The sequence below is a fragment of the Chryseobacterium aquifrigidense genome (assembly GCF_006716485.1).
Classification (GTDB): domain Bacteria; phylum Bacteroidota; class Bacteroidia; order Flavobacteriales; family Weeksellaceae; genus Chryseobacterium; species Chryseobacterium vietnamense.
The window spans coordinates 1,784,363-1,810,690 of the sequence record NZ_VFPD01000001.1 but is presented as its reverse complement, the minus strand read 5'-3'; the positions used below and the strand labels follow the sequence as shown (position 1 = coordinate 1,810,690).

At 37.4% G+C, this 26,328-nt stretch carries 21 protein-coding genes; 9 read left to right on the top strand and 12 right to left on the bottom strand.

Annotation, left to right across the window (positions count from 1 at the left end; all coding sequences use genetic code 11):
• Window positions 1–888 carry a cyanophycinase gene (locus FB551_RS08040; protein ID WP_002979057.1) on the bottom strand — a complete coding sequence of 296 codons (888 nt, stop codon included), beginning with the start codon at window positions 886–888 and terminating at the stop codon, window positions 1–3.
• A 201-nt stretch (window positions 889–1,089) separates the two neighbouring features.
• On the opposite strand from FB551_RS08040, the gene cphA reads away from it, so the two are divergent.
• Window positions 1,090–3,720, top strand: a complete 2,631-nt coding sequence (cphA, locus tag FB551_RS08035) for a cyanophycin synthetase (RefSeq protein ID WP_142016610.1) — start codon at window positions 1,090–1,092, stop codon at window positions 3,718–3,720.
• Between the two features lie 271 nt (window positions 3,721–3,991).
• On the opposite strand, the gene FB551_RS08030 is transcribed toward cphA, so the two are convergent.
• Complete coding sequence (locus tag FB551_RS08030) at window positions 3,992–4,201, bottom strand: hypothetical protein (RefSeq protein WP_142016607.1); 210 nt, start codon at window positions 4,199–4,201, stop codon at window positions 3,992–3,994.
• A gap of 271 nt (window positions 4,202–4,472) precedes the next feature.
• Between FB551_RS08030 and FB551_RS23225 the strand changes: the two genes are divergently transcribed.
• Together FB551_RS23225 and FB551_RS08025 are read left to right on the top strand one after the other, a co-directional pair.
• A complete protein-coding gene (locus FB551_RS23225) occupies window positions 4,473–4,622 on the top strand; it encodes a bacteriocin-like protein (RefSeq protein ID WP_167497831.1) in 150 nt (49 codons plus the stop codon).
• A gap of 230 nt (window positions 4,623–4,852) precedes the next feature.
• Window positions 4,853–5,272, top strand: coding sequence for an N-acetylmuramoyl-L-alanine amidase (locus FB551_RS08025; RefSeq protein WP_167497830.1), 420 nt, complete (start codon window positions 4,853–4,855; stop codon window positions 5,270–5,272).
• Between the two features lie 232 nt (window positions 5,273–5,504).
• Here the strand turns inward: FB551_RS08025 and FB551_RS08020 are convergent, their stop codons facing one another.
• From FB551_RS08020 to FB551_RS07980, 9 genes are all read right to left on the bottom strand, one after another.
• The gene (locus FB551_RS08020; RefSeq protein WP_047429711.1) at window positions 5,505–5,963 is read right to left on the bottom strand and encodes a hypothetical protein; all 459 of its coding nucleotides are present in this window, start codon (window positions 5,961–5,963) and stop codon (window positions 5,505–5,507) included.
• A 24-nt stretch (window positions 5,964–5,987) separates the two neighbouring features.
• Window positions 5,988–7,166 (bottom strand): hypothetical protein, encoded by a 1,179-nt coding sequence (locus FB551_RS08015; RefSeq protein WP_142016602.1) that lies wholly within the window; start codon window positions 7,164–7,166, stop codon window positions 5,988–5,990.
• Window positions 7,167–7,387: 221 nt separating this feature from the next.
• A complete protein-coding gene (locus tag FB551_RS08010; protein WP_142016599.1) occupies window positions 7,388–8,221 on the bottom strand; it encodes a type 1 glutamine amidotransferase in 834 nt (277 codons plus the stop codon).
• Between the two features lie 33 nt (window positions 8,222–8,254).
• Window positions 8,255–9,376 (bottom strand): carboxylate-amine ligase, encoded by a 1,122-nt coding sequence (locus FB551_RS08005; RefSeq protein ID WP_047429720.1) that lies wholly within the window; start codon window positions 9,374–9,376, stop codon window positions 8,255–8,257.
• A gap of 32 nt (window positions 9,377–9,408) precedes the next feature.
• Complete coding sequence (locus FB551_RS08000) at window positions 9,409–10,362, bottom strand: ATP-grasp domain-containing protein (protein WP_142016596.1); 954 nt, start codon at window positions 10,360–10,362, stop codon at window positions 9,409–9,411.
• Window positions 10,363–10,414: 52 nt separating this feature from the next.
• On the bottom strand, window positions 10,415–11,128 hold the full coding sequence (locus FB551_RS07995) for an alpha/beta hydrolase-fold protein (RefSeq protein ID WP_142016593.1): 714 nt from the start codon (window positions 11,126–11,128) through the stop codon (window positions 10,415–10,417).
• Window positions 11,129–11,238: 110 nt separating this feature from the next.
• Window positions 11,239–12,453 carry an ATP-grasp domain-containing protein gene (locus tag FB551_RS07990; RefSeq protein ID WP_142016590.1) on the bottom strand — a complete coding sequence of 405 codons (1,215 nt, stop codon included), beginning with the start codon at window positions 12,451–12,453 and terminating at the stop codon, window positions 11,239–11,241.
• A 141-nt stretch (window positions 12,454–12,594) separates the two neighbouring features.
• Window positions 12,595–14,010, bottom strand: coding sequence for a leucyl aminopeptidase family protein (locus tag FB551_RS07985; RefSeq protein ID WP_142016587.1), 1,416 nt, complete (start codon window positions 14,008–14,010; stop codon window positions 12,595–12,597).
• Between the two features lie 87 nt (window positions 14,011–14,097).
• Complete coding sequence (locus tag FB551_RS07980) at window positions 14,098–15,219, bottom strand: alpha/beta hydrolase (RefSeq protein WP_047429734.1); 1,122 nt, start codon at window positions 15,217–15,219, stop codon at window positions 14,098–14,100.
• Between the two features lie 199 nt (window positions 15,220–15,418).
• On the opposite strand from FB551_RS07980, the gene glgB reads away from it, so the two are divergent.
• Genes glgB through FB551_RS07960 form a run of 4 tightly spaced genes read left to right on the top strand, consistent with a single transcriptional unit; the run spans window position 15,419 to window position 20,597 of the window.
• On the top strand, window positions 15,419–17,365 hold the full coding sequence (gene glgB / locus FB551_RS07975) for a 1,4-alpha-glucan branching protein GlgB (RefSeq protein ID WP_185150207.1): 1,947 nt from the start codon (window positions 15,419–15,421) through the stop codon (window positions 17,363–17,365).
• 3 nt (window positions 17,366–17,368) lie between these two features.
• Window positions 17,369–18,775, top strand: a complete 1,407-nt coding sequence (locus tag FB551_RS07970) for a glycogen synthase (RefSeq protein ID WP_142016581.1) — start codon at window positions 17,369–17,371, stop codon at window positions 18,773–18,775.
• Window positions 18,776–18,777: 2 nt separating this feature from the next.
• Window positions 18,778–19,314 carry an FEKKY domain-containing protein gene (locus tag FB551_RS07965; protein ID WP_142016578.1) on the top strand — a complete coding sequence of 179 codons (537 nt, stop codon included), beginning with the start codon at window positions 18,778–18,780 and terminating at the stop codon, window positions 19,312–19,314.
• Between the two features lie 14 nt (window positions 19,315–19,328).
• Window positions 19,329–20,597: a glucose-1-phosphate adenylyltransferase gene (locus tag FB551_RS07960; protein WP_047429746.1), complete on the top strand. Its 1,269-nt coding sequence runs from the start codon at window positions 19,329–19,331 to the stop codon at window positions 20,595–20,597.
• A gap of 110 nt (window positions 20,598–20,707) precedes the next feature.
• Here the strand turns inward: FB551_RS07960 and FB551_RS07955 are convergent, their stop codons facing one another.
• Entirely contained in the window at window positions 20,708–22,168 is a 1,461-nt protein-coding gene (locus FB551_RS07955) for a S41 family peptidase (protein ID WP_047429749.1), read from the bottom strand.
• A gap of 157 nt (window positions 22,169–22,325) precedes the next feature.
• Here FB551_RS07955 and FB551_RS07950 point away from each other — a divergent pair, with 157 nt between their 5' ends.
• Window positions 22,326–23,366: an SRPBCC domain-containing protein gene (locus FB551_RS07950; protein ID WP_047429752.1), complete on the top strand. Its 1,041-nt coding sequence runs from the start codon at window positions 22,326–22,328 to the stop codon at window positions 23,364–23,366.
• Between the two features lie 125 nt (window positions 23,367–23,491).
• Window positions 23,492–26,308 carry a 2-oxoglutarate dehydrogenase E1 component gene (locus FB551_RS07945; RefSeq protein ID WP_142016575.1) on the top strand — a complete coding sequence of 939 codons (2,817 nt, stop codon included), beginning with the start codon at window positions 23,492–23,494 and terminating at the stop codon, window positions 26,306–26,308.
• Window positions 26,309–26,328 lie beyond the last annotated feature (20 nt).

The window sequence follows — 26,328 nt, the reverse complement described above, 5'->3', positions numbered from 1 at the left end:
CTATTTATCCTGTGGTATCGGATTAAATTGAGAATTTTCGATCGTTAATGTTTTTGTCGTAAGATCATAATGATCATTCATAGACATCACATGTACCGTTAAGTTATCAATAGAGATTGGCTCTCCAAGATTGATATTCGTAAGATTAGTGTCTTTGATAAACCTTCCGTCTACCAGTATTACAAGACCTGAACCTACGGCAGTCATCACGTCATTATGAATGAAAAGCCCTGTATCTTCTCCGAGACCGATTCCCAGCGTTCTTGGATTGTTGACTACCGCCTGGAAAAGACGCCCGATTCTTCCCCGCTGTACAAAGTGAGTATCAATAATAACATTATCGATTAACCCCAATCCCTGAGTGGTTTTGATTTCTCCTTTCAATAAGGCTTCAGAACTGCTTCCCTGATAGATCATATTTTCAGAAGCTGCGGCGGCACCTGCAGAAGTTCCGGAATAGATAAAATCCTGCTCCTGATATTTTAACAGAACCGTATCATGAAATCTTGTTCCGCCAAGAATAGAGGTCAGTCTCAGCTGATCTCCTCCGGTGAACATCATGACATCGGCAGCATTTGCTCTTGCCACCATCGCATCAGAATTGGCCTCCTCACGGTTGTGGATGTCCAGAACATTTACATTTTTAGCCCCAAGAAATTCAAATGCTTTTTTGTATTCAGAACCTACGATCTGAGGAATTTGAGAAGCGGTTGTGACGATTTCAATCACAGAGTTCTCTTTAAGTTTTGATTCGTTGATAATCTTTCTTAAGATCCCACGCTCAAAAAAATTAAGATTCTTTTCTATATTCTGATCATAATCGGTTTCAGCAAAACTTCCTTTGTTTACAGCACCTCCGATAACTATTAATTTTCCAACAGGTTTCATCATTGTACAAAATTAAAAAATAATTCACATTCTTTGGCTAATTTCATGCCATCTTTAGTTGATTTTTAATGTTTTAGAAATGTTAATTAAAATTAATTTTTTTTTAATGAATCTTTAAATGTGGTATAGTTTCGTTTAGGGTTTTGCATTATCTTTGGCTATGAAAGGAGTTATTGTTAACTGTTAAAATGCCAATAGACTATGAAAATCGAAAAGATTCAGGCACTAAGAGGTCCTAACATCTGGAGCATCAGAAGAAAGAAGCTGATACAGATGAGGTTGGACTTAGAAGAAATGGAGAATTATCCTACCAATAAGATCGAAGGATTCCGGGAAAGGATTGAAAAATTAATCCCATCATTGATTACACACCGATGCTCAGAAGGAGTAGAGGGAGGTTTTTTCCATAGAGTGGAAACGGGAACCTGGATGGGACACGTCATTGAGCATATTGCTTTGGAAATACAGACTCTGGCAGGAATGGATGTAGGGTTTGGAAGAACCCGTGAAACAAAAACTCCAGGAGTATATAATGTCGTATTTAATTATATCGAAGAAAATGCAGGAATCTTTGCTGCAGAAGAAGCTGTAAAAATTGCAGAAGCACTGGTTGAAAGCAAAGACTATGATTTGAATGCGTGTATTCATAGGTTAAAAGAAATCAGGGAGCGTGTTCGTCTTGGACCTTCTACCGGAAGTATTGTAGAAGAAGCTGCGTCCAGAAGAATTCCATGGATAAGACTGGGAACAAACTCATTGGTTCAGCTTGGTTATGGAGTGAACCAACAAAGATTTCAGGCTACGATTACCGGAAAAACAAGTTCTATTGCTGTAGATATTGCCTGTAATAAAGAGCTGACCAAAAGAATGCTTCACGATGCAGCGATTCCGGTGCCCATTGGAGATCTGGTAGTGGATGAAGAAGGGTTGAACGCTGTAATCAGAAAAATAGGGTATCCTATTGTAATCAAACCGTTGGATGGAAACCATGGAAAAGGATCTTCCATTAACGTCAACGACTGGGATGCTGCTAAGGTAGGTCTTGAACATGCTCAGAAATATTCAAGAAAAGTAATTGTTGAGAAATATATCACAGGATATGATTTCCGTGTACTGGTGATCAATAATAAAATGGTGGCTGCTGCAAGGAGAGTTCCGGCTCATGTTATAGGAGATGGAGAGCTGAACCTGCAACAGCTTATTGAAAAAGAAAACAAAGATCCAAGAAGAGGTTATGGCCATGAAAATGTTCTTACCGAAATTGAAGTTGATAAAGACACTGTAGAATTACTTGATAAACTTCAATATACTTTGGAAACAATTCCTCAAAGGGGAGAAGTGGTTTATCTTAAATCAACGGCCAATCTTTCAACGGGAGGAACATCCATTGATGTCACTGATATGGTACATCCGGAAAATATCACAATGGCAGAAAGAATTTCTAAAATTATCGGATTGGATGTTTGCGGTATTGATGTGATGGCAGAGAACCTTACCCAGCCTTTAAAAGAAAGTGGTGGTGCCATTATTGAAGTCAATGCAGCACCTGGATTCAGAATGCATCTTGCTCCAAGTGAAGGCTTACCAAGAAACGTGGCTGCTCCGGTAGTTGATATGCTGTATCCTCAGGGGAAACCTTTTACCATTCCAATCATTGCGGTAACAGGAACCAATGGAAAAACCACCACAACAAGACTTATTTCTCATATTGTAAAAAGTAACGGTTACAGAGTAGGATTTACCACTTCGGACGGAATTTATATTCAAAATACCATGCTCTCAAAAGGAGATACTACAGGACCGCTTTCTGCAGAATTTATTCTGAAAGACCCTACTGTAGAATTTGCAGTGCTGGAAACAGCAAGAGGAGGAATTTTACGTTCCGGACTCGGTTTTTCTCAATGCGATATCGGGGTTCTCACCAATATTGAAGAGGATCATTTGGGAATGAATGATATTCACAGTCTGAAAGATCTTACCAAAGTAAAGCGTGTGGTACTGGATAGCGTGAAAAAGAGCGGCTGGAGTGTTTTGAATGCCGACAATGAATACTCCATGAAGATTGTGAATGACCTCGATTCTAATGTAGCAATTTTCAGTATGGATGAAAACAATCCTCATATCGTAAAATTTGCTAAAGAAGGAAAAATAACCTGTGTTTATGAAGAAGGTTTTGTAACCATCAAAAAAGGAGACTGGAAGATCAGAATAGGAAAAGCCAAAGACTTCCCGATTACGATGGAAGGAAAGGCCAGATTTATGATTGAAAACGTATTGGCAGCCAGTTTGGCAAGTTACCTTTACGGATTCGGAATTGAGGATATTTCCAATTCTTTGAGAACTTTTATTCCTAGTGCTCAGCTGACACCGGGACGACTGAACGTCTTTAAATTCAAAAACTTTAAGGTACTGATTGACTTTGCCCATAATCCTTCAGGATATGAAGCCATTGAAGATTATCTGAAAAACGTAGAATCCACCAAGAAAATCGGTATTATTTCTGGTGTTGGAGACCGAAGAGACAACGATATCAGAGAGTGCGGAAAGATTGCCGGAAGAATGTTTGATTATATTATCATCCGAAATGAAAAACACCTTCGCGGAAGAACGGAAGATGAAATCAACGGATTGATCATTGATGGGATTAATTCTACAGGCAGAGACGTTAGTTATGAGATTATTCCTAAAGAAATTGAAGCATTGAAACATGCGATAGGAATGGCAGAAGAAGGAACTTTTATCACGGCTTTAAGTGATGTTATTTCCAATGCCATTGATCTGGTTCAGGAATACCAGGCCAAGGAATTACTGGAAGACGATAAAAACCTGTAAATACATCTTTATAGAACTTATTAAAATTGCAATACGGAATAGAAAACGTATTGCAATTTTTGTATCTATTGTGCTGGCGCTGTCTATTTCAAAGGAGGCCAACAATTTAACTTCAATATTACGGTTTCCCGTAGGGTTGCCAATACATTCTCTACTTATATTTACGCAGTTTGAATAAACTAAAAGTACAAGAAGTTTTTTTAATGCCTTCCCTTATGGGGAGGTTTTTGTTTTGGTACAGTACAAAATATCCTTGTGTACTGTAACGGCTTTATTTTGGCAGCGTAATTCGGGTAGTATTTAGAGGTTTAAGATAAGCGATCTTTTTCTCAGCTACCATTTTATCGAATAATTTGTTTCTTTCAAGGATGGGTAAATTAATGATTTGATCCAGTTCATTAATATCCGAACCGTTCCACCCTCCATTTTTCTTATGGTCTTCTCGTATTTTCTCGATTATTTTAGCTTCTATTTCTTCCATGTTTTCCATGGTTCAAATATACTACTTAATAAACATTTCATACACTAAAATGACCCATCCGATTGCACATGTCCAGGTAATACATCCAATCAACCTTACTTGCAAGTCCGGGCTTTGAAATAAAAGACAGTCTTTAATAAATTCTTTCATCTTTCTAAGATACTTTTATTGAATGTTTTTTGTTTACGGAAATCCGTAACGATTATTTTTTTATGTTAAATCTCTAATTGGAGAATAATATTTATATTTGACTCCTAACTAAATCAAAATCATGAAAAATTTAAAGAAAATCTCTAAGGAGAAGTTAAGAAGTATCACTGGAAAAGGAGGATGTCCTCCAGGCTGGCATGATTGTCCTTTGCCATGGAATGAAAAAGTGTGTATTCCACATGACAACGAGATGGCATGTCCGGATTTATAAAAAACGATCCCTCGCTAAGAGGGATTTTTTGTTTTTGTATTTCATAGTGTAAACATCTTCGCCAAGACTTTATAGGCTTCTTCCAGAGATCTACTGGTTTCTAAAGAGTTTTTATCAGCTTTTCCTGGTTTTCAGGCATCCTGTCTGCCAATTTAAAATAGGGTGTTTTTCCTTCACTATTTTGGGAGTTACAGGTTTAATTTTGCTCAATAATAATTAAACTGAAATCTATGAGAACAATCAATTACATCGTTATACATTGTACAGCAACACAGCCAGACGTTAAAATAGAGACTATTAAAAGGTATTGGAAAGAGAACCTGAAATGGAAAAATCCCGGGTATCACTATATGATAAAAGCTAATGGACAAATAGTCAACACTTTGCCTATTGATCAGGTATCCAATGGAGTTGCAGGATGGAATTCTCAAATTATCAATATATCATACATCGGAGGCATTGATAAAAGCAACCATCCAAAAGATACAAGAACGGAAGAGCAAAAAAAATCTATTGTCAAGCTGTTAAGAGAATTAAAATCAAAATTTCCTAAAGCTAAAATTCAGGGACATAGAGATTTTCCCAATGTCCATAAGGCTTGCCCTAGTTTTGATGCTAAGAAAGAGTATACTGGGTTATTAATAATCTGAAGTGCTGGAAGATCGTTAAAAAAGCGTTATGGAAACCTAATATACAAATAATATACTCACGTCTTACGGTTTCCCGTAGAGTACACCTACACCATATCCGTATATTTACAATGTTTGTGAAAACACAGCGTACATGTCAATTTTTTTATCCTCCTTTGTTGGGGGATTTTTTATGATTGATGAGGTCTTCAGGAATAAAAAATAAAACCTCCGAAATTTCGGAGGTTTGTTTCTATAAGTTTTCCCAGGATTTCTTTATGTTCTGCATTTTTTTAAGATAAAAATACAAAGGAATCAATTCTAATCTGAGCGTAAAGCTGATTGTTGGATATACAAACGGGATAATGGCCATCATAATGAGGCAAATAGCAATACCTATAACAGCATCAGCTATTGCGGTCTGTACTGCCCATTTTTGCTCAAACCAAAGTCCATAGGCAACGATCCCTTTAAATAAAAACAAGACACAGATCAAAAGTCCTGTCATTGAATAAGGATGGTTGGCATCCATCCCATATAAAGATAAAGAGACATGAGTCATCATAGAGCCTGCTATCAAAAAAATAGCAGCGAGCGCTCCTCCGATTAAAAAGATCCACAAGAAAACTTTAATCCACGTGGGTAATAGGCTTCTTCTTCGTGTTAAAAGGTTGTTGTCAAATTCTGCGAAAGGTGTTGATCTTTCTTCCATGTAGTATTAGTTTTTATCAGTTTTTTATCCGAAAAAAGCATTGGAACTTCCAATCCAGATGGCATCTTTTTTATTGAAATCTACATTAACCATGGCGGCTTTTGTCATTCTTCCGAGATTTTCCAGTAGGATAGGGCGTTCGTCATTTTCCCGCCAAATATACAACAAACGGATCTCTGCTTTTGAAAAATCTCCGTTGATATCTTCAAAAATAGGTTCATAGTAGACTTTTCTCTGCAGAATATAGTTTTCCTTATCCTGAATAGCCTCTGTAATTTCTTTCGTAGGATTTAAATTAACGCCACTTCCCGCAAATGAAAATAAAGGCTTTAATACAAAATCATCCAGATTTTCATTTTCAGGGAATTCATGCAGGAAATAACTCTTTGGAACAAACTGATGCTTCAGTAGAGGTAAAAGGAATTTTGAGATTTTGAAGAACCAATTCGGGTGGGTGATCCATTTGATATCCACTTCCTCACGGAAATCAAATTCTGTACTAAGATCTGGAATATTATCCAGCTCGTCAAATATAACACGGTTGTAGATTCTCTTGATTTCGGTTAGCTTACCATTATTTTCATAATACAGCTTTCGCCCTTCCTTCTTTACTTTCGTCAGGCATACGGTTTTGATACCTATTAATTTTTCTGTGAGAGCAAAATCAATAGCGGTTTTCTGTCTTTCCGGGAAAATTTCGAGAAGGATGACATTTTCAGGATTTTCATCTCCTACAATCAGTTCTTTTAAGTAGTTTTTAAAGGTTTCATGCGGCATAGGATTTCTGATCTCCGAAAGAAAAGGATAGACTTCACAATACGTTTCCTCATATACTTTCTGAAAAGCATACAAAGAAGGAAATGCCTGAAGTTCGATAAGCTGAGGTTCTATTGTCCCGTTTTCACTTTTGCAGACTCCAAAATCTATAGTAAAAAAATGGGGCTGGCTGGTATCATTGGGAACTCTGCAGTGATCAGGAATAGCCTTTTGAAGGAGTTCTGCCGGCATTGCTTTGATCTGGCTGATAATACTTTCGCTGGCATCGAGAAGCTTATTCTCAAATTCTTTGGTCAAAAAAATCGGACTTTCTGAAACTCTGAAAGCGGGTGCTGTACCTCCTTTTTCTGCCAATATATTTTTGAGTTGACTATATTTTTCATCCGAAAACTCCTGGTTGTACTGTTTTCTGTATTTTGGGATCATATTTTTTTTCTTTTGTGATGGTAAAAAAATCGAGCGTTTCTGCCCGATTGTTATAGTAAACTATTGGAAGCTGCAAGAGGGAAGTTTTCAATTCTGGAATCTAAATTATTAGTTTATAAATAAAAGAATAATCAATAATCAATAATCAATAATCAATAATCAATAATCAATAATCTTAACCGATAATAACTTTCAGCATCCTTCTTCCAGCTTCCAGCCTTCTAAACCAAAGTCTCAGCTTCTTTCAAAATGTTTTTTTTTGCGAACTGAAGAAATCTCGGAAGAATCTGATGTCTGGTCAGAATAATTTTATCTTCATCGTCTATTCTGTCTATCGTTTCAAGATATTTTTCCATCCCGAAGTTTTCGATCATGGCTTCTTTGTTTTTTTCATCTTTCAGGTTTTCTATCAAAGATTCAGGATTGGCTTCAGGGTGAAACTGTGTTCCGAATATTTCCTCTGAAAAACGAACTGCCATTACCGCTCTCTCAAGATTGATGTGAGGACGGAATTTTTCAATGGCCATGATGGTCATTCCCAATTCTTCAAAACGGTCATGATCCGGTTCAATAAACTGATAAGCTCTGGAATCTACTGCATAAAAAGGATCCTGAAGATTTTTAAACAGGAATTCCTCCTTACCTTCATCTGTTTTATGAACAGGCATTACGCCAAAGGAATAAGATTTTCTTTTACATATATTACCCAGATTCCAATGAATACTTGCCAGCTGGAATGAATGGCAGATCAGGAAAAGATATTTTTTATCTTCATGGTATTTATTATGCTCAAAAACCGAGGTTAAAAAATCAGCATATCGGTCTTCCCAGGCAAAACCTTCACGATGTGGGTTTCCTGGTCCGCCGGAAGAAATGAAAATATCAAAATCACCAATCTCTGGCATTTCATCTTTAAACCTTACGTCAAATGTCTTGATCACCACATTTTCTTCAGAGTTCTGCTGAAAAGATTCAGAAATTTCTTTAATGTTTCTAAAACCTTGATTCACATGATTGTTGTTCATGTCCAACAGCGCAATTCGAATATCTTTCATTACATCATATTTTTTGTAAAGTTACCAAAAATATTATGAAGCAGGTTCGCCATGGGTTATGCCATATTCCGTTTCAGAGATCATATAATCAACGACTTTCGTCAGATCACCTGTTTCCTTAAAGATCTGAAGCTGTCGGTCTGCACCGGTACCGTATTCCAGAATTTTCCAGGCATATTCCACTTCATGGCGGCATCCCAAATCGTCTACCACATCATCAATAAATTCTAAAAGCTCTTTCAATAAATGAGGATAAGGAACGGATTCTTCTTTTCCAAAATCGATGAGGTGGGCTTCGATACCACTTTTGGAGGCACGCCATTTATTTTCGTTCAATAACAGTCTTCTGTAACTTCTGAAGCTTAGATTCTGTTGGTGAAGCTTATAAATTTTAGCAACAAGGCACTGCATAATGGCTGCAAGACATACCGTTTCATCAATTCTTAGCGGCATATCACAGATTCTGAATTCGATGGTTGGATAAAAAGGATGTACCCGCAAATCCCACCAGATTTTCTTGGCATTGTCGATGGTTCCTGTTTTCACCAGAAGATCTACATAACTGTCGAACTCTGCCAGAGAGTTGAAGTAACTCGGAATACCGGTTCTTGGGAATTTTACGAAGATTTCCTGCCTGTACGATTTAAAACCTGTATATCTTCCAATCCAGAAAGGTGAATTGGTAGAAAGAGCATACACGTGAGGAAGAAAATATCTCATCACATTCTGAATTCTTACGCCTTCTTCACGATTAGGAATTCCAATATGAACATGCAGTCCGAAAATAAGATTTTCACGGGCTACATCTCCCATATCATCAACAATTTTAATGTATCTTTCTCCCTGAGTGATATTGTTTTCAGACCAATGAGAGAATGGGTGAGTACCTCCTCCGGAAACACGCAGTCCCTGCTCATGGGCGATATTGATGAGGTGACGTCTCAAATTCGTCAATTCTGCCCTGGCTTCCTGAATATTCTGACAAATTCCTGTTTCCATTTCAATCATGGATTCGTGCATTTCATGCTTTAAATTTTCACTTAAAACCGCTTTGCCGCCTTCAATGATTTTTGAAACGTGAGAAACCAGATCTCTGCTTTCCACATCGATGATCTGATATTCTTCTTCAATTCCAATAGTAAACTGATGATGCATTTATTTTGTGTTTTTTAATTTTTTTTTCAATATTATTTTATGGAATCTTTCACGAAGGTTCCCCAGGCAATATTGGGTTTCCCCTGAACATACTCTTTAGCTTTTTCTATAGCCAGTTTGGCAGCATGCTCTATAATCCATGCAAAATTTTCTTCTCCTACAGAATTCCGGTCTGCGTCAGGAGCCGGGTTGCAGAAATCGATGGCATAAGGAATACCGTCTCTTACAGCAAATTCCACGGTGTTGAAATCGTATCCTAAAGCCTGATTCATTTTAATCGTATAATCATGAATGGTCTTCAGTAATTTTTCAAGTTCTTCACCTTGTGTCTGATGAGTGGTAGCATATCTTAAATGAGGCGCATTTCTCGGCTCATAAGGCATGATATGGACATATTTTTGGCCCAGGCAGTACACTCTGTAGTAATCATCGAAAATAATTTCCTCCTGTACCATCATCACCAGCTGCTCGGTTTCTCCCAGTTTGTTCCAAAGATCATCCGGATTTTCCACTCTGTAAACATTTTTCCAGCCGCCGCCGTCATGAGGCTTCATGTATGCGGGAAATCCTACATAATTAAAGATATATTCCCAGTCATGCGGAAATTTAAGGTTTCTGAATGATGTTTCTGAAGTATTGTCCGGTCTTTCATGGGATGGAAGCAGAACGGTTTTAGGAAGTGGAATTCCCAGTTTGGACATCAGGGCATTGTTGAAAAACTTCTCATCAGCACTCCACCAGAATGGATTATTGATGACATAAGTGCCGTTAAGGGCTGCATTTTTTAAATACGCTCTGTAAAAGGGAACGTCCTGTGAAATTCTGTCGATGATTACTGCATAGCCATAATCTGCTCCCTGTTCTAATTTATCAATAGTAACGGGTTCAGCTATGATATTTCCACCTCCCAGTTCATTTACTTTGTCTATGAATGCCCAGGGAAAAGTGTCTTCCATACCGAAAAGAATTCCTACTTTTTTTGTCATAATTTTTGTTTTTAAGGTGTGGTATATTTTTTCTATTTGTCTTTTTATTGTTTTAAGAGAAAAATGCTCCTATAAAGGTTGGGAAGACCATTCTCCATAACGGCCAGTCGTGGCCTATCCATTTTCTTTCATCATACCAGAATTCTATGCCTTTTATTCTCAGAATTTCAGCCATTTCCATATTTTTATCCTTGCAGATATCCTGATCAGAAGTACTCAGTACAATATGCATATGTTTGTACTTCCAGGCTTCATCATTTCGTACAAATTCCCTCGGGCAGTTGAAGTATACCAGATCATCAGAATAGCCGTCCATAAAATTCCTTATGCTGAAGGCTCCCGAAAGGCAAAACAGATGAGAAACTACATCCGGAAATCTGAAAGCGAAATTAGCAGCATGATAGCCTCCGAAACTGGCTCCTGCTACGGCCACACGATGGGTTTTATGAAGTTTTTGGATATAAGGAACAAATTCCTTGATCAGAAACTGTACATACCGTTCGTAGTTCCTTATTCTTTGCTGAGGAGCTATGTTTTCATCATAAAAACTCCAGCTGTCGATGGTCTGTACATTATAAAGCTTTACTTTTCCCTGTTCTATAAACCAGTTGATGCTTCCATTGAGATGAAAATCATGATTCTGGGTATACTGTCCCTGGGAAGTTGGAAACATAATGATAGGATGTCCGTAATGCCCGGTCACTTCTACCTTGAGACTTGTTCCCAATATATTTGAATAATACTCTGTATGTTCTATGTGAGGCATTTTTCCTTGTTTAGTTGATCTTTCTAAATTACATTTTAGTAGAGAATCTTGGATCAGATTATATATTATGAATTCAATAACATTTTGAATATCAATGTCACGCGTTATTTTTAAGAACTCAATTTATTACTTTTCGGAGGTAGAATATTCAGCATGTCAGTATGGATTATTTCTGCTGCAGCATCCAGTCTGTCCTGTACAACGGAGGCATCTCCGGATTTGTAAACAATTCCAACATGATAATCTATGGGAAGAAATTTGACTACCTCTTCACATTCAAAAGTACTGTAATTCGGTTCTTTATCTTTAATCAGGGCAACAATCAAACCTGAATAATAGCCTGTAGGCGGAGAAACACTGTAATCGTGGCCTCTTAAAAGAGCATCTTCAATTTTTGCCCATTCCCTCCAGATATTGATGCCGCTTGAGGCCTCAACGAGGTCGGGAATATGAGCTCCCCCAACTCTGGATGACGTTTCAAGGAAATACCATTTTCCATCTTCTTTTCCCCTGATGAATTCTGTATGGGTGGCTCCGTTGACAAGTCCGAAATTGGAAAGAACTCTGGCATTTATTTCTTCCAATGCTTTAAACTCCTCGGAATATCTTCCTAAAGTCTTGGATCTGAAAACACCGCCTTCATGAGAAACCTGCATAGGAGGTGCAAGATATTTTGAGGCAGAAGTAAACACTATTTTCTTGTTAAAAGTAAGGCTGTCCACATGGTAAACATCTCCGGGTTTAAAACTCTCCAGTAAAAAAAGATGACGTTCTTCTCCCAAAGTTTCCAGGGCTTCATGAAGCTGTTCTTTGGAGGTGATCTTTTTGATTCCTGATGCTGATGCTTCAGACCGGGGTTTCAGTACCCATGGGGCAGGAACGCGGTCTGTAAATTCTTCCACTTCATGATCATTGAATACAGCAGTAAATTCAGGGACGCTAATCCCGGAACCTTTTGCTTTCTGCCGCATAGCAAGTTTATCTCTGAAATATCGGTGGGTGGTCTGTCCCATTCCGGGAATACGGAATGTTTCCCTGATTAATGCAGCTTTTTCAACATCATAATCATCCAAAGCCACTACAGCATCTACTTTTCTGGTTTTCATCAGGTGGGAAAATCCCTGAATAAGGTGTTCCAGATTCCATACGGATGGCTTTAGCTCAGGCATATAGAATGTTTCATCAATAGCATGCCAGGGCCAGTTTTTTTCTTTGAGGTTTTCGGAGGTTACAAGGATGATTTTATTGCCGAGCTTTTTCATTTCGTCCATAAAATCGTAGCCTTTGTAATAGCACGAAATACACACAATGGTTTTCTTCTCCATATAATGTTTTTTAAGAATTAGTGAATTTTCAAAAATAAAAGCATTTATATGTTATTTTATTAATATTAAAAAATAAAATATCGTGCATTTTTGAAAATTCACTAATCAATTATACAGAGTTTTTTTGTAAAAAACTAATTTTTAGTGATAATTTTCGATTAAATTCACAAGGAGTTGAACTCCAAAACCAGTGGCTGCTTTTTCTTTGGCATAACCCACACTTCCAAAGGCTACCCCTGCAATATCTAAATGTGCCCATTTAGGGTGATTTTCAATGAATTGCTCCAGGAATTTTGCGGCAATAATACAGTCTCCCACAGGCTTTAGAGAGATGTTTTTCATGTCTGCTACATCAGACTGGATATCATCTTTCCAGACGTCCCATAAAGGAAGATTCCAAACCCTCTGATTGGTCTGATCTCCGGTTTTAATCAGGTTGTTTTTAAGTTCTTCATTATTGGAGAACATCGCAGCGCAGGTGTCTCCGAACATTCTTACCGAGCTTCCTGTTAAAGTAGCCAGGTCAATAAGGAAATCGGTTTTGTAGTTTTTAGCAAGATAAGATAATCCGTCTGCAAGAATCAGCCTGCCTTCAGCATCAGTATCAAGCACTTCAATGGTTTTTTTGTTGTAGGCTGTGATGACGTCACTTGGAAGAAGCGCCTTTTCAGAAACAGCATTATCTGTAATAGGCAGAACGGCAATAATATTGACCGGAAGCTGCATTTCAGCGGCATAGATTAACGTTCCCAAAACAGCGGTAGCTCCACCCATATCAGATTTCATATAGTGCAGATTGGCAGAGCTTTTTATTGATATTCCTCCCGTATCAAACAAAATACATTTTCCTACCAATCCGAAAGTTTTGGCATTTTTTACAGTCGTTTTATATTCTAAAATAGTGAACGCTGCATCATAAGCACTGCCTTGGTTCACAGAAAGATAAGCGCTTAATCCAAGCTCTTCACATTTTTTTCTGTTAAAAGCAGAGTATTTTAAGTCATATTTTTTAGCCAGATTTTTAAGGTATGTGCTTAAGATATCCGGTTTTTTAAGATTGGCTGGTTTATTGAGCCAGTCCTGGCAGGCAGACTGTCCGTTAATCAGAGCTTCTGCTTTCTGGCTGATATGATCAAGCTTTTTCTGGCTTAAATTTTCAAAATGCAATTCAAATTTGGCATTCCAAAACGCATGTTTTTTATCAAAAGGATAGTTGTAAGTTCCTGTTAACAGTCCTTTTACAAATTCTTCAAACTGCTTTTCATTCATGAAATCAGCAAGTGCTAATGTAGGTACAGCCTGAAGTTTTTCTTTTTGAGACTGTGAAAACCTCGCTGCCGCCTGTTGGATTTCAAAATTTTGTAAAGTAGATTTTCCTAATCCAATGAAGTACGTAATCCCTTCTTCATGGGCATTGACAAAGACTTCATATTTCTTTCCTGTGAAAAAAGTGGAAATGTTTTTATTGAAATTTTTACCGGTTTTTGTCCATTCTTCCTCAGTAAAGAGGTGAAAAACCTGAGTGTAATTTTTGTTTTTTTTATTGATTAGTTTCATAAATAGATGTTATATTGTCTAAATTCATTTTTACCGCTGCCTTCATTTGTTCTTGACTGCCTGAATTTTCTGCAACGGTTTATAGATTTAGTTTTTAATGCTTTGTTGTTGTGGTTTTACTTCTACAGGATTTTCTGTATTATCATAGAACAGCCATTCAATAGCTCTTGGGAATTCCTGTGACCAATAAAATTCATTGTGAGTGCCTTCAGGATTGATGTTGGTTTTAAATTCAAAATCAAAAAGTTTTTTTTCTTCCCATCTTTTCAGATATTCTTCAAAAATATGAATTCTTTTGACCATTTTAGAGCCTTCCTGACCTCCGCCGTAAAGATAAATTTTAGTTTTAAACGGAACCCGGAAATTCATCATCGGAAAGTTGTTATTCGGTTCTACCCAAAGCGAAGGCGAGAATATCAAAAGTTTGGAATACACTTCAGGGTAAAGAAATCCACTGTATATACTGATAAGCGCCCCCAATGAGCTGCCCCCGATTCCGGTATTGTCGCGGTCTTTTTTTGTTCTGTAATTTTCGTCCACAAAAGGCTTTAAAGTATCTGCAATAAAGCGGATGTATTTTTTTCCTTCAGAACCGTTGGCTACACGATCATTATCAAAAATATATTCTTTAATTCTTTCCTCGCTGCCATGTTCTATCGCAATGATGATAAGATCACCACGGCCGTATTCTGCAAGGATGGATAGTTTTTTGTCAATTTCCCAATTTCCGAAACCGCTTCCTTCATTGAACAGATTTTGTGCGTCCTGAAGGTATAAAACAGGATATCGTTTATCCGTGTTGTGATAGTCGTAGGGAAGGAGTGCCCAAACCTTACGGTAACGGTCAAGCTGTGGAATGTAAAAATTTTCGGAAATAACTTCTGCTATTGGATAATATTCTTCTTTGAACGGGCCCCAGTTCAGTCTCCATTTTTCTACAGAGTCAGCTGTTTTACCTGCAGATTTTTTTACTTTCCGGTTGGGTGTGATATTGCCATACTGGTCCAGTTCTACATTTTCCCAACCTCCCTTTGTGAATTTATATTCAATATCATCAGGAAGAACCTGATCTTCAATTTCTATACAATAATTGGATGTATCAGTTTGTTTAAGCTGAAAATTATAATCTTTAGGATTCCAGCTGTTGAAATTTCCGGTAATAAATACCGGTCTGTCGTCTATTTCTGCTGTATAAAGTTCAAACCTCATCGTTGTGTTTAATAAAATATTGATGTTAAATTTATAAAAAAAGATTGTTTTGAAATCATAAAAATGTGAGTTAAAAAATGATATATTTGATAGATAGACAAAACACGGAATGATCTTGACAATTATTTGATGAATAATTCATCGCTATTGTCAGTATTTTTCGTAGTTTCAGGGAAAATATAAATACAAACTGATCTTGATGAATTCTGTTAAGACCTACACGCTTTTCACCGATCATGATGTGTACCTTTTCAAAGAAGGTAGACATTATAAGCTGTATGGCAAATTTGGGGCGCATTCTGCTGAAAAAGATGGCGTAAAGGGCGTATATTTTTCTGTTTGGGCACCCAATGCAAAGAAAGTTTCTGTGATTGGAAACTTTAACAACTGGAATCACAAAGATCATATTTTGTTTCCAAGATGGGATGAGTCAGGGATTTGGGAAGGATTTATTGAAGGATTAACCTGGGGAACATTATACAAATATGCTATTGAAACACAAGGAGGCGAAATTCTGGAAAAAAGTGATCCTTATGCGGTAAGCTGGGAACAGAATATTCAGGCAGCTTCCCTGGTTTCTACCACATGGTATGAGTGGAATGACCAGGAGTGGATGGATAACCGATGGAAAACAAACAGGCTGGAAGCCCCGATATCCGTATATGAACTGCATTTGGGCTCCTGGGTAAGAGAAGATGATCAGCCTCAACGTTTTTTAAACTATAGAGATATTGCCAAAAAACTGGTTCCCTATATAAAAGAAATGGGATTTACCCATGTGGAATTTATGCCCGTAATGGAATATCCTTACGAACCCAGCTGGGGATATCAGATCACCGGTTTTTATGCAGCAACCTCTCGCTTTGGTTCACCGCAGGATCTGATGTTTCTTATTGATGAACTTCATAAAAATAGTATAGGCGTTATTCTGGATTGGGTTCCGTCCCATTTTCCGGGAGATGCCAATGGTCTTCATCGCTTTGACGGATCTTATCTGTACGAACACGAAGATCCGCGAAAAGGGTTTCATCCGGATTGGAAGTCCTATATTTTCAATTACGGAAGAAATGAAGTGAAATCTTTTCTGATCTCCAATGCAATGTTCTGGCTGGACCGTTATCATGCAGACGGATTGCGTGTGGATGCCGTAACCTCAATGCTTCATCTTGATTATTCAAGAAACGAAGGGGAATGGGAACCTAATATATATGGAACCAATGTAAATCTGGAGGCTAAAACTTTCCTACAGGAATTTAATACAGCTGTTTATAAAGAATTTGGAGATAATATCATCACCATAGCGGAAGAAAGTTCAGATTTTCCCATGCTTACAAAACCTGTTCATGACGGTGGCGTAGGATTTGGAATGAAATGGATGATGGGATGGATGCATGATACACTGGACTATTTCAAAGAAGATTTTGTTAACCGTAAATTCCATCATCATAAGCTGACTTTTGCTTCCATGTATATGTATAATGAAAATTATATGATGCCTTTGTCACACGATGAAGTAGTACACGGAAAAGCAAGTCTTATCTATAAAATGAAAGGCGATGAATGGCAGAAATTTGCTAATCTCCGTACCTTATATGTTTATATGTACACCCATCCCGGAGCCAAGCTGCTTTTTATGGGGGATGAGTTCGGGCAGACCAGTGAATGGAATTTTACCCGAAGCCTGGACTGGCATTTGCTGAAATATCCTGTCCACAAAGGAATGCAGGATATAGTGAAAGACCTGAATCATCTGTACAGATCAGAAACTGCTTTTTATGAAAATCAGTTTGATAAACACGGTTTTGAATGGGTGGAAGCAGATGATCTGGAAAACTCGGTGTATGTATACCTCAGAAAAGGAAAAAAGAAAGAAGATGTCCTGATGGTGGCTTTAAACCTGGCACCAAAAGTTCTGGATTATAAAATCGGGATTCCTGCAGGAACACACTGGGAAGTTATTTTAAATTCGGATGATGAAAAATACAGTGGAAGTGGTGTCGTGCCTGAAATCCTGGACGAGAAGTATGAAGAATGGAGAGGGTATACAAAAACAATGACGGTGAAGCTGCCCCCATTGGCCGGAATTATTTTAAGACAGAAGAAAGATAAAAAGTATAAATTACACAGAATTAAACATAAGAGATAAAGAATGGTTGTTTATCATTTAAGTACAGAATGTTATCCCGTAGCAAAAGTAGGAGGTCTGGCAGATGTGGTGGGAGCGTTACCAAAATATCAGAATAAAATAAAAGGAATAGAGGCAAAAGTAGTGATGCCCTGGTACAATAAACCTTTTATTCATGATCATGAATTCGATGTTGTTTTTGATGGCTTTATCCATCAGGGAGCTAATATGCTTCAGGTTCAGGTATTGAAAGAAAAGACAAATGTTTTGGGATTTGAACTGTATATGGTAAGAATTCCCGGATTGCTGGATAGAGACAATCCTTATGGGTATCAGGATGAAAGTTTCCAGTTTCTGGCTTTTCAGCATGGAGTACTGCATTGGCTTTGTGCCATGGAAATCCGTCCGGATGTACTGCATTGCCATGATTATCATACAGGTTTGGTTCCTTTTATGGTGGAAAATTGTCCGGAATTCGGATTCTTAAAAGGAGTAAAAACAATAGGAACTATTCATAACGGAGAATATCAGGGAATGATGAGCTGGACAATGGCACAGTATATGCCTTCTTTCGATACCTACAAATGGGGACTGATGGATTGGAACGGACTGATGAATCCTCTGGCCAGTATGATCAAATGTGCCGATGCTTTTACCACCGTTTCGGAAGGATATCTTGAAGAACTTTTTATCAGCTTCCGCGGACTCGAAAGCCTGGTTCGTCAGGAATTCGGAAAGGCATATGGAATTATAAATGGTATTGATACAGAAGTATGGAATCCCGAAACCGATCCGATGCTTGATTTTAATTTTAACAGTACAAATGCAGTAGCTCAAAAGAAAAAAAATAAAGAAAACCTCTGTAAAGAATATGGATTGAAACCTGAACTTCCTTTATTTGCCTTTATCGGAAGATTCGCAACAGAGAAAGGTGCAGACCTGCTGCCGGATGTTGTATGGCGAAGCATTAAGCAGAGCTATGGTGCTTTAAATATTATGATTCTCGGATCAGGAAATACCTATATTGAAAATAAGCTGAAAGAATATGATTATACCTACACCAATTTTGCATTGGATCTGGGATATAAAGAACATCTTTCCCACAAAATCTACGCCTCGGCAGATTTCCTTCTGATGCCTTCAAGAGTAGAACCGTGCGGACTGAACCAAATGTACTCCATGAGATATGGAACCGTTCCCGTAGTAAGATTTACGGGCGGTCTGAGAGATACCGTGGAAGATATTTCAACCGGTGGCGCGGGACTGAACTTTACGTATCCCGGAGTAGATGACGTTGTACATGCGATGAACAGGGCAATGGCAATTTATAATCAAAAGGGAGTGATGGAAGATCTTATCCATGCCAATATGAATTTTGATTTTGCATGGGAGAAATCTGCAGAAAAATACATAGCTTTATATAATAGCTAAACATGAAAAAGTTTTTTTCCTTTCTATCCATCATAATTCTAATTTCTTCCTGTAAAAAAGAAGATGACGGGCTTCGTAATGGCTATTTTTGGTTATACGGATCAGGTCTTAAAGATAAGTACGGTGAAGAAGCTGCCAATGGTATTTCTGAGAAATGGAAAATAAAAACGGTACATGCCGGTGGATGTATTATTGATGATGAATTGGGAAAAAAGATAAACAGAGCGAATAAAAATACACTGGCCGCTATTACAAAGAAATATGGTAAAGGCTGGGAAGCAAAATATCATAAGGATTTAGAAGATTTTGTGATGAGAAGCGCAGACGTAATGGATGTTCTGATTGTCAATAAAATGTTCAGAAACAAATTGAGAGACCATAATATTCCTATTGATAATGTTAATAAACAAGTTAAAGAACTTGATAACCAGGGAGCGTATGAAGTGACAATAGCTAATTCAGACCTGAAATATGAAAATAAAGAATGCTTTAAAGTAGCAGTAAACACTAAGAACAGAACAGTAAACTTAATAAAATAAAACGCAAGATATTTATGAATCGAAATGTAATCTCTATTGTTTTAGGAGGAGGCAGAGGAACAAGATTATTCCCGTTAACGTATACCAGATCAAAACCGGCTGTTCCTATTGCAGGAAAATACAGACTGGTAGATATTCCTATCTCAAACTGCTTGAATTCAGGATTGAATAAAATTCTGGTGCTAACGCAGTTTAATTCTGCTTCCCTCAATTCACATATTAAGAATTCTTATCACTTTGATATCTTCAGCAAAGGCTTCGTTGATATTCTTGCAGCCGAGCAGAATGTAGAAAATGACAGCTGGTATCAGGGAACAGCAGATGCCGTACGCCAGTCGATGAAGCACCTTGAAAAATATGATTATGACTATATTCTTATTCTTTCAGGAGATCAGTTGTATCAGATGGATTTCAGGGAAATGCTCGATTTTCATATTGAAAACGGAGGCGATCTTACCATTGCTACTATTCCGGTCAACGCAAAAGATGCCACAGGTTTTGGAATCTTAAAATCTGATGATGAAGGAAATATTACCTCTTTTCATGAAAAACCCGGTTATGATATGCTGGAAGGTATGAAATCTGAAGTTTCAGAAGAGAATAAACATACCGGAAAAGAGTTTCTGGCTTCCATGGGAATTTATATTTTCACCAAGAATATCCTTAAAAAGATGTTTGATGAAGGAGCAGGTGATGATTTCGGAAAAGATATCATTCCAAGTTCCATTGGAAAATACAAAACATTAAGCTATCAATATGAAGGCTACTGGACAGATATCGGAACCATAGAATCTTTCTACGAAGCCAATCTTGACCTTTGTCTGGACCTGCCGCAGTTTAATCTGTTTTCATCCTCTCCAATCTATACCAGAGCAAGAATGCTTCCGCCTTCAAAAATCAACGGATCATACGTCAGTAAGGCTGTTTTTGGAGATGGATGCATCATTATGGCAGATAAAATTGAAAATTCAGTGATTGGAAACAGAACCAGAATTGACAAAGGAAGTACCATCGTGAATTCCTATGTGATGGGAGCTGATTTCTACCAGAATACAAAGGAAATTGTTATCAACGACAGGGGAGGACGTCCGAATATGGGAATTGGAAAATACTGCTATATAGAAAAAGCAATCCTTGATAAAAACTGTTACATCGGAGACAATGTGAAAATCATCGGTGGAAAACATATTCCGGATGGAGATTATGGAACCTATTCTGTTCAGGATGGGATTGTGGTAGTGAAGAAAGGCGCTGTGATTGCACCGGGAACACATATAGGATAAATCGTGAATATAAGAGTACAAATATACATTTCTCTTTAAATCATACACTTTATAATAAGTATATAAAAAAAGAAACCTAAACAGGTTTCTTTTTTTTGTTTATCATGATTTTATTTGGAAAATAAGGTCAATGAATATTCCAGCTCCGGATCTTTGTGTTCTTTTAATGCCTGTAAGAAAAATTGGGTGTTCACCGTTTGATCAGGAATTACACCCTTACAGTTGGCAACATTTTCCTTATCATCACTGTTGAAGAATATTTCTGTTCTAGGAATAGAAATAGTGGACTTGGTATGAGGAAGTCTGTACGTAAGAAACCATGCTGCAGTCGTAAAATTGCTGCAGGATCCCGTTTCCTTTCCTACAATTGAGCCTCTTTTTTCACTTTGAAATAAAGAAGCAAAATAAGTGGCCGCAGAAAAAGTACGGTTATTGATCAATAATACAGTCTTTCCGTCAAAAAATGCACCATCTCTGGGATAGCTTTTTATATACGTATTATCCAGTCTTGAGTTTCCAAAATAATAATCTCCTTTTTCTGCTTTATCGAACCTCTGTCTCATGAAATTATTCTGGTCGGCAATATCCTTATCAGAATAATAACGGTTGGTCTGGGGATCTACCAGATAATTGTTGTAGTTAATGTCAACAACCTTAGTTCCGTATTTGTATTCATTATTGAATGTTTTATCTTTAGCAATGAAAGAATACAGCAGGGGAACATTACTGATGGCTCCTCCCGGGTTGTTGCGGATATCCAGAATAAGTTTTTTAATTTTCAGATCTTTTATTTCCTGGAAATATTTCTTTAACCTTTCATAAAAAAAGCTTTCATCATAAGAAAACGATTTCACAGATAAGTAGTAAGTATCAGAATCAATTGTATACCCATAAATTCCAGCGTTTTCTGAAATCAGATCAACCGGCAATACAGAATGCCTGCTTTCATAATAGAATCTGGGATATTTAATACCCTTCACTTTCAGGGTTTTCTGTTCCCCGTTAGATGTTTTGTATCGTAAGGAGAAATCATTCGTACGGTTTTTTAAAATAAAAGGAATATAAAAAGACACATCTATATCTTCCACTTTTATATTTCCGTCTGCGGCTTTAGGAACAGCCTGTAAAAGTTCTTTAGAACTTATACCGTTAATCTCCGTAATCTCATTGCCCACTTCAATAGCATAAGGATTTGATCCGTTCACAAATAGCTGCCCATTCTGTACATAAGTCTGCAAAGGGAAAAAATAGAGAGAACTTAAAATACTTTCAAAATAATTGGAATCTGCACTGAAAGAACTGTGTCCGTCCCCAATGATTCTCGTAGGATTGTTCATAAGAAGGCTAATATAGCCTGGATCTTTTTTAACAATATTACGGAGAGAATCTATTTTTTTGGCAATAATTTCCTTACTGTGGAATCTGTAAGGATTTGGATGCTGTTTCTGAATGATGTCAACTGCAATATCAAAGTCTTTCAGGTATCCATCCTGTGGGATTTCAGAAATTGAGTATTGGGAAAATACAACTGATGATAACAAAACCAATGGAAATGTACATAACTTCTTCATAAAAATAAAATTAAGTCGTTCCAAAAAACAATATGCATACCATACATACCACAGATTATTTGATATTAATCATTAAATCAATATTTTTTAATGCATTATTTTTTTTCAAAACAATCTGTATATTGTTCACTCTTTTTATTTGTATTATTTTTGTGCGATGCGTATTTTTAAAATCTTAGCGGTAATCATTATTCTTTTGGGGGGAGCTTATGCTGCTTCCATGTATTATTTTGTGGATGAAAGTAAAAACTTTACGATTGAAAAAGAGATCGACTATCCCGTGGATAAGGTTTTTACCCAGTTTAATAATCTTCAGAATTTTACAAGATGGAATAATTTTTTTACCAGCTCACCGTCTATAGATATTGATTATTATACGCCTTACGAGGGGCAGGGAAGTGCGATCAGCTATGTGGATCCTAAAAATGATACTGATGGAGAAATGTTTATCCGGTATGAAAACCTTAATAAAACATTGAAATATCAGCTTTTTGAGGATGAAAACGAAAATCCGACATTGGTTGACGTTAAATTCAAACCTGTTTCCGCAGAAAAAACAAAAATTATCTGGTACGTACACACTCCGAAACTGCCTGTCTGGAAAAGAGTGGAGAACTTCTGGACGGAGGACCGTTTCGCTGAAAATATCAACAAAAGTATGGTGAATCTTAAAAACTCTTTAGGAAATAAAGTGGAAAAAGATAACCAGATGGCAGCCATCAAATATGACAGTCTGATGGTGGAAAATGAAGAAGACAAATTGTTGTTGGGAATCAATGTAAGTACATCAAATAAAAAAGATGCGCTGTACAAAAATATCGTGATGAATTATAACAAAGTCTATAACTTCGTAACGATGGATCTTGGCAAAAGAGATGATGAATTCGGATACCCGATTCTGATTACTGACGCTGATAATTACAAAGACAAAGAGGTTTCTTATTTCCTCGGAATTCCACTTTCTAAGAAAATCGGAGTGTCTGATAATAATTTCAATTTTAGGTCCGTAAATCCGTCTCAAAACTATGTAATTTACTACAAAGGGAACTACGAGGGGCGAATTCGGGCAATTCAGCAGCTTATTCAGAAAGCCAAAAAAGACGAGATGCGCTTCGGAGATATCCGCCAGACCTTTATTGAACGTCCTATGGAAGGTCAGGAGGTAAATGTTAAGCTCTCATTATCAGTGTATAAGTAATTTTTTTTTAATTTATTTTTTCTTAAGTTTTTTTAACGGTTTCAGACTGTTCTAACTCGGTTTTTTTTATTAAATTTGAAGATTAATTCTACAAATAAATTTTAATAAATAGATAAACTGTAATAATGGACAGATTTTCATTCCTAAACGCAGCTCATTCTCAGTTAATTGAGGATTTATACCAACAGTACTTAAAATTCCCGGACTCTCTAGAACCATCATGGAAAGCTTTCTTTCAAGGCTTCGATTTTGCTTTGGAGAACTACGGAGATGACGATAACACCCAGTTTATTCAGGCTTCAGCCAACGCTGCCCCGGCAGTACAACAACAGATTTCTCAGGCAGTATCAAATGGAGAAGTTCCTGAGCATATCAAGAAAGAATTTAAAGTAGTAAACCTTATTGAGGCTTACAGAACAAGAGGACACCTTTTTACAAAGACTAACCCGGTTAGAGAAAGAAGACATTATACCCCTACTTTAGACATCGAAAATTTCGGTCTTTCTAAAGAAGATTTAAATACAAAATTCAACTGTGCTGTAGAAACAGGAATGAAGGAGCCTGCTACTTTGGCAGACCTTATCAAGCACCTTGAAAGCATCTATTGTGATTCTATCGGAGTAGAATACATGCACATCAACAATGTTGAGGAAAAAGATTTCATCAAAAGATGGCTTCAGGTAAACGAAAACCATCCAAGTCTTTCTGCAAACGAAAAAACAGAAATCTTATTAAAATTAAATCAGGCGGTTGCTTTTGAAAACTACCTTCACACAAAATTTGTAGGACAAAAAAGATTCTCATTAGAAGGAGGTGAAACCTTAATCCCGGCTTTAGATCAACTGATCTCAAGATCTTCTCAGTTAGGAGTAGATGAAGTGGTGTTAGGAATGGCTCACAGAGGTAGACTGAATGTTCTTACAAACATTTTCGGAAAATCTTACAAGCAGATCTTCTCAGAATTTGAAGGAAAAGAATTTGAAGAAGATGTATTTTCAGGTGACGTTAAATATCACTTAGGATCATCTAAAAAGATCAAAACAGCTTCCGGAGAAGAAGTATGTATCAACCTTACTCCGAACCCGTCTCACCTTGAAACAGTTGCTGCTTTGGTAGAAGGTATCTGCCGTGCAAAAGTAGACGACAAATACAAAGACTATTCGAAAGTATTGCCAATCATCATCCATGGTGACGGGGCTATCGCCGGACAGGGTATTGCTTACGAAGTGGCTCAGATGATGACTTTAGAAGGATACAGAACAGGAGGAACAGTTCATATCGTTGTGAATAACCAGGTTTCATTTACAACTAACTATATGGATGCAAGATCTTCAACATACTGTACAGACATTGCAAAAGTTACAGAATCTCCTGTAATGCACGTAAATGCTGACGATGCTGAAGCCGTTGTTCATGCCATCCACTTTGCAGCTGACTTCAGAGCAAAATTCGGAAAAGATGTTTATATCGACCTTTTAGGATATAGAAAATATGGTCACAACGAAGGGGACGAGCCAAGATTTACTCAGCCTAACCTTTATAAAACCATTTCAAAACACCCGAATCCAAGAGAAATTTATAAGGATAAATTATTGAAAGACAGCGTTACTTCTAACGATGTAATTGCTAAAATGGAAACGGAATTCAAAGCGCTGTTAGATAAAGATTTCGATGCTTCTAAAGAGATCGAGAAAAATGTAATGGACGTGTTCATGGCTGAAGACTGGGTAAACTATCCGATTGGTAAAAGAGGAGCAGTTCAGTTACCGGTAGATACAAAATATGACTTGGAGAAGCTGAAAGAACTGGCGATTAAAATGTCAACACTTCCGGCTGACAAAAAGTTTATCAATAAAATTACAAGACTTTTCGATAACCGTATCAAAGCGATTGAAGGAAATTCATTAGACTGGGCACTGGGAGAGTGGTTAGCTTATGCAACGCTTCTTGTAGAAGGTCACAATGTAAGAATCTCAGGAGAAGATGTGGAAAGAGGAACATTCTCTCACAGACATGCAGTGGTAAAAACTGAAGATACCGAAGAAGAGTATATCCCATTAAGACATGTTTCTGAGAACAGATTTGATGTATTCAACTCTCACCTTTCAGAATATGGTGTTCTAGGTTTCGATTACGGATATGCAATGGCGTCTCCAAATACATTAACCATCTGGGAAGCTCAGTTCGGAGATTTCGTGAACGGTGCTCAGATTATCGTTGACCAGTATTTAGCTGCTGCAGAAGAAAAATGGAAAATTCAGGACGGATTGGTAATGTTATTGCCTCACGGTTCAGAAGGACAGGGAGCTGAGCACTCTTCAGCAAGATTGGAGAGATTCCTTACTCTTTGTGCTAACGAAAACATGGTAGTAGCCAACATTACTTCACCTGCCAACTACTTCCACTTATTGAGAAGACAGTTGAAATGGGCGTTCAGAAAACCATTGATCGTAATGAGCCCTAAATCTTTATTGAGACACCCTAAAGTGGTTTCTCCACTTGAAGATTTTGCAACAGGTTCATTCCAGCCAATCCTAGACGATCCTACAGCGGATCCTAAAAAAGTAGAAAAAGTAGTTCTTTGTTCAGGTAAACTGTACTTCGAATTATTAGCGAAGAAAGAAGAACTGAACTGTGAAAATATTGCTTTAGTAAGATTTGAGCAGTTGTATCCTCTTCAGGCAGATGCTATAGAAGCGATCTTCAATAAGTATGAAAACAGAAAGCAATTAGTGTGGGCTCAGGAAGAACCTGAAAACATGGGGGCTTGGTCTTATATCCTGAGAAACTTCAGAGATACAGGAATCCAGGTCGTTGCTCCGGTACCAAGCGGTGCTCCAGCTCCAGGTAGCCACAAGATGTTTGAGAAAAACCAAAATGCAGTGATCAACAGAGTTTTCGACAGAGATGATGCTCCTGCAAAAAGACCCGTTACAGCTTAATTTAAAATAATAATCAATTA